The sequence below is a fragment of the Sphaerisporangium flaviroseum genome (genome assembly GCF_039537005.1).
Classification (GTDB): Bacteria; Actinomycetota; Actinomycetes; order Streptosporangiales; family Streptosporangiaceae; genus Sphaerisporangium; species Sphaerisporangium flaviroseum.
On sequence record NZ_BAAAZR010000022.1, the window covers coordinates 1 to 6,119 of the forward strand.

Consider the following 6,119-nt stretch of genomic DNA (forward strand, 5'->3'; position numbering starts at 1 on the left):
CGCAACATCGACGGCAACCCGCCCGCCTCGGCACGAGCACGCAACCCCGCGTTGTCCCAGCCGGAGGCGACGACCAGCGGTTCAGGGCTGCCCAGCGCCGCATCGAACAGTTCGAGGCCCTGCTCGACGGTCAACGGCGCGATGCCCGAACGGGCCAGGCGGGCGGTGTCCGCCGCCGACAACCGTCCCGTCATCCCGCTCCCGACCGTGTCCCACAGGCCCCACGCCACCGACACCGCCGGCAGGCCCAGCCCGCGCCGGTGGATGGCGAGGACATCGAGGAACACGTTCGCCGCCGCGTAGTTGGCCTGACCGGCATTGCCCAGCACGCCGGCGAGGGAGGAGAACAGCACGAACGAGGTGAGCGGGGCGCCCCGCGTCAGCTCGTGCAGGTACCACGCGGCGTCCGCCTTGGGCGCGAACACCGTGTCCAGGCGCTCGGTGGTGAGGCCTTCGACCGTGGCGTCGTCCAGCACGCCCGCCGTGTGCACCACACCGGTCAGCGAGGGGACCGATGCCAGCAACGCGGCCAGCGCGCCGGGGTCCGCCACGTCGCACGCCGCCACCCTCACCTGGGCTCCCAGGCCCTCCAGCCGCGCCACCAGCTCACCGGCGCCCGGCGCGTCCGCTCCACGCCGTGACACCAGCAGCAGGTCGCGGGCGCCGTGCCGCTCCACCAGCCGCCGCGCGACCAGCGCGCCCAGACCACCGGTGCCGCCGGTCACCAGCACCGTCCCCGATCCCAGGCCGGTGCCAGGAGCGCCGGGCTCCTCAGCGTCCTCGATGGGACGCCGTGCCAGGCGGGGCACCATCACGGCGCCCTCGCGCGCCAGCAGCTGGTGCTCGCCCGACGCCACGGCGGCGGCCACCTGTCCCCAGGCGGTGAAGTCCTGCGCGGCGTCCAGCAGCACGAACCGGTCCGGATGCTCCGACTGTGCCGACCGCACCAGCCCCCACACCGGGCCGCCCGCCAGAGCGGGGGCCGTGGCGCCCGCCGGGTCGAAGACGCCCCGGGTCAGGAACACCAGGCGACCGGTGAACCGCTCGTCGGACACCCAGACCCGCACCGAGCCCAGTACCCGGCCCGAAAGCTCCCGGACTCCGATGGGCACGTCCGTCGAATCCGTCGTGCAGGGGATCACCACGAAATCGGGTGCCGGGTCGCCCGCGGCCACCGCAACGCCGAGCCCGTCGAGATCCGGGTACTCCTGGAGGCCCGGTACCGGCGCGCCCACCGAGACCCACCGTGACCCGCCGGCGGCGGGCGTGACGGCGACCTCGACCCAGTCGACGCCATGCGGCACCGGGCCCGCGGGACCGGCGGACGCGCCGGCCAGCGCCTCGATCGGGACCGAGCGCACTCGCAGCGAGTCCATCGAGAACACCCGCCGGCCCGAGACGTCGGCCGCCTCGATGGCGTGGCCGTCGGCCCCCTGCTCGGCGAGCCGGACGCGGAGCACCTTGGCGCCTGCGGCGAGCAACCGCACGCCGCGGAACTCGAACGGCAGCCGCAGCTCCTCGGCGGTGTCCGCCACGAGCAACGGGTGGAACATGGCGTCGAACAGGGCGGGATGGATGCCGAACCCGGCCACGTCGAGGTCGTCGCCCACCTGGACCTCGGCGAGCACTTCCGAACCCCGGCGCCAGACCGCGCGCACTCCCTGGAAGGCCGGTCCGTACTCGTAGCCCAGGTCGGCCAGCCGCTCGTACCCGCCGTCGAGGTCGACGGGCGAGGCCTCCGCCGGTGGCCACGCCGTCGCCCACGCGCACACCTCGCCGGACGCGCCGGCGGCCGTGTCCACGGCGACCACGCCGGAGACGTGGCGCGTCCACGCGGCCTCGTGGTCGCCGGCCGGGCGGGAGTGGATCCGTACCGGCCGCGCGCCGTCGTCGCCGGCGCGTTCGACGACGACCTGCACCACCACGCCGCCCGCTTCCGGCAGCACCAGCGGTGCTTCGAACATCAGCTCCTCGACGAGGTCGCAGCCGAGTTGGCCCGCGGCCTCGATGACGATGTCGGCCAGCGCCGCGCCCGGCACCACCGCCGCGCCCGCCATCACATGGTCGGCCAGCCACGGTGCGCCGGCGAGCGACAGCCGGCCGGTGAGCACCACGGTGCCGTCGTCGGCGACGTCGACCACCGCCCCGAGGAACGGATGGCCGGTGGAGCGCAGGCCCGCAGAGGTGACGTCCGCCGTGCGGCCTCGCGGGATGAGCCAGAAACGGCGGCGGTCGAACGCGTACGTGGGAAGGTCGACGGTCACGCCGTCGCGGAACAACGCGGACCAGTCGACGGCCACTCCGGCGGCGGACGCCTGCGCGAGGCAGGTGACCAGCGCGTCGGGCTCTGATCGCTGCCGCCGGTGCAGGGACAGGATCGAGGCGTCCCGCGCGGTGACGCAGTCGTGGGCCATACCCGCCAGCACCGCGTCCGGCCCGACCTCGAGGTAGGCGCCGACCCCGTCCGCTTCGAGCCGGCCGATCACGGCGTGGAACCCGACGGTGCGGCGGATCTGCTCGATCCAGTACTCCGGAGCCGCCCAGGAGGCCTCGACGCTGCCGACGAGGCCGGTCACGACCGGGATGCCCGGCTCGCCGAACTCCACGCTCTCCAGCGCCATGGCGAACTCGTCGAGCATCGGCTCCATCAGCGGGGAGTGGAAGGCGTGGCTGACGGGCAGCCGCCGGGTTCGCCGGCCCAGCTCCCGCCAGTGGTCGGCGACCGCCAGGCACACTTCCGCCACGCCGGAGACGACCACGCTGGTCGGGCCGTTGACCGCCGCGATCGCGACCAGGTGCTCCTGCCCGGCCAGCGTCGGCGCGACCTCTTCTTCTGTCGCCTCGATGGCGACCATCGCGCCGGGCTCGTCGAGCGCCTGCATCAGCCGGCCGCGGGTGACGATCAGCCGTGCGGCGTCGGCCAGCGACCAGACGCCCGCGACGTGGGCGGCCGCGAACTCGCCCACCGAATGGCCGGCGACGAAGTCGGGGGTGACGCCGAGCGATTCGAGCAGCCGGAAGGCGGCCACCTCGTAGGCGAACAGCGCCGGCTGGGTGTAGCGGGTCTCGTGCAGCGCCGCCGCCTCGGAAGTGCCGGGCTCGGCCCACATCACCTCGCGCAGCGGGCGGTCGAGGTGGGCGTCGATCGCGGCGCAGACCTCGTCGAGTGCCTCGGCGAACACCGGCGACGCGGCGTACAGCTCGCGTCCCATCCCGAGCCGCTGCCCGCCCTGGCCGGTGAACAGGTACGCCAGCCGGGGCCGCTCCTGTGCCGTGCCCTGGACCACCTGCGCCGCCGGATCGTCGCGCAGGTAACCGCCGAGGCCGGCGACCAGGGCGTCACGGTCGTGCCCGAGGACGACGGCACGGTGCTCGAAGAGCGACCGGCCGGTGACCAAGGAGTGCGCCACGTCGACCGGGCGCAGGGTGTCGTCGGCGGTGACCAGCTCGTGCAGCCGGCCGGCCTGCGCACGCAGTGACGTGTCGTTGTGGGCGCTGATCACCCAGGCGAGCGGGGCCGCGCCGGAGCCGGTGGTCACGACGGGCGGGGACACCTGGGGTGGGGGCTGTGCCGGCGCCTCTTCCAGGACGACGTGCGCGTTGGTGCCGCCGATGCCGAACGAGGACACGCCTGAACGGCGCGGGTGACCGTCGCGCGCCCACTCCCTGGCCTCGCTCAGCACCTTCACCCCGCCCGATGACCAGTCGACGTGCGGCATCGGCTCCTCGGCGTGCAGCGAGGCCGGCAGCACGCCGCGTCTCATCGCCATGACCATCTTGATCACGCCGGCGACGCCGGCGGCGGCCTGGGTGTGGCCGATGTTGGACTTGACCGAGCCCAGCCACAGCGGCCGGTCCGCCGGCCGGCCGCGCCCGTAGGTGGCCAGCAGCGCCTGCGCCTCGATCGGGTCGCCCAGCTTGGTGCCGGTGCCGTGCGCCTCCACCGCGTCGACGTCGCGGGTGTCGAGGCGGGCGTCGGCCAGGGCCTTCAAAACCACTCGTTCCTGGGCGGGGCCGTTGGGCGCGGTCAGCCCGTTGCTGGCGCCGTCCTGGTTGACCGCCGAGCCGCGCACCACCGCCAGAATCCGGCGGCCGTTGCGCCGGGCGTCCGACAGCCGCTCCAGCACCAGCACGCCCACGCCCTCGGCCCAGGCCGCGCCGTCGGCCGAGGAGGAGAACGACTTGCACCGCCCGTCGGGTGAGAGCGCACGCTGCCGGGAGAACTCCACGAAGGGGTCGGAGGTGGCCATCACGGACACACCGCCGGCCAATGCGAGCGAGCATTCGCCGCGCCGCAGCGCCTGCACCGCCAGGTGGATCGCCACCAGGGAGGAGGAGCAGGCGGTGTCGACCGCGATCGAGGGGCCCTCCAGCCCGAAGGTGTAGGACACCCGCCCCGGCAGCACGCTCGCCGCGCTGGACACCAGGAGCGTGCCCTCGACCGCCGCGGGGACCGAGCCGCCGGTGAACCGCAGCGAGTAGTCGTTGTACATGTTCCCGGCGTAGACCCCGGTCTGGCTGCCGCGCAGCGTGGCGGGGTCGATGCCCGCCCGCTCGAACGCCTCCCAGCCGCCCTCCAGGAACAGGCGGTGCTGCGGGTCGGTGGCCAGCGCGCCACGCGGGCTCATCCCGAAGAATCCGGCGTCGAAGTCCGCGGCGTCGTAGAGGAACCCGCCCTGCCGGGTGTAGGTCTTGCCCATCGCCTCCGGGTCGGGGTCGTACAGGTCCTCGTCCCACCCGCGGTCCGCCGGAAGCTCCCCGATCGCGTCACGCCCCGACGCCACCAGATCCCACAGCTCCTCAGGGCTGGTCACCCCGCCGGGATAGCGGCAGGCCATGCCGATGATCGCGATCGGCTCATGACGGCGGTCCTCGACGCCGGCGAGACGCTGCCGGGTCTCCGCGAGCTCGACGGTCACACGCTTGAGGTAGTCACGGAGCTTTTCCTCATTCGCCATGGTCGGGCCTTTCCACAGAGGACCTCAGGGGGGATGTCATGGTTCGGTCGTCGATCAAGGCGAAGATCTCCTCGTCCGAGGCGAAGTCCAGCTTCTCGACCGCGTCGCTCGCACCGTTCGGACCGGTGCCGAACCTCGTGATCAGACCGGCGCCGAACCTGGTGACGGCGCTCTGCGCGATGGCGACGAGCTTGCCCCGGATGGCCTCGGCGTCGCCGCTCGCGCTCGACAGCATCGACTCGACCCGTTCCACCGCGCCGCGCAGCGTGTCCTCGGGGGAGGGCGCCGCCGGGGCCAGGGTCCGGAACAGGTACTCGGCCAGTGCGGTGACGGTGGGGTGGTCGAAGACCAGCGTGGCGGGCAGCCGCAGCCCGGTGTCGCCGTTGAGCCGGTTGCGCAGCTCCACCGCGGTCAGCGAGTCGAAGCCCAGCTCGTTGAACGACCGGTCGACGTCGATGCCTGCCGCGCTTCCGTGTGCCAGGACGGCGGCGACATGCGACCGCACCAGCTCCGCCAGGTGACCTCGTGCCTCCGCCTCCGCCATGGCGGCAAGGCGCTCGACGAGCCCGGCGGGCTTGGCCGCGGCGGCGGCGGGCGTGGGACCGGTGGCGGCGGTACGGCGCGGAGCGCGCACCAGACCCCGCAATATCGACGGCAGCCCGCCCGCCTCGGCACGAGCACGCAACCCCGCGTTGTCCCACCGCGCGGCCACCACCAACGACTCCGCACCGGCCAACGCCGCGTCGAACAACCCAAGACCCTGCTCGACACTCAACGGCGCCACACCCGACCGCCCCAGCCGAGCCACATCGGCCGCACTCAACCCACCCGTCATCCCCGAATCGGTGTCCCACAGCCCCCACGCCACCGACACCCCCGGCAACCCCAGCCCACGCCGGTACGCCGCCAGCCCATCGAGGAACACGTTCGCCGCCGCGTAGTTCCCCTGACCGGGGTTCCCCAGCACCCCCGCGACGGATGAGAACAGGACGAACGCCGAGAGCGGGAGGTCGCGCGTCAGCTCGTGCAGGTACCACGCCGCATCCGCCTTGGGCGCGAACACCGCGTCCAGGCGTTGCGCCGACAGACCCTCGACCGTGGCGTCGTCCAGCACGCCGGCGGTGTGCACCACACCGCTCAACAACCCGGCCGACCCCACCA

Annotated in this window: 2 protein-coding genes; both read right to left on the reverse strand. The window is 73.7% G+C overall.

Annotated features, from left to right (window positions below; translation table 11 throughout):
* A partial coding sequence (locus ABD810_RS27400) for a type I polyketide synthase (RefSeq protein ID WP_344946488.1) occupies positions 1-4,958 on the reverse strand: 4,958 nt, incomplete at its 3' end.
* The coding region (locus ABD810_RS27405) for a beta-ketoacyl reductase (RefSeq protein ID WP_344946491.1) at positions 4,948-6,119 on the reverse strand (1,172 nt) is incomplete at its 5' end. The genes ABD810_RS27405 and ABD810_RS27400, both read right to left, overlap by 11 nt.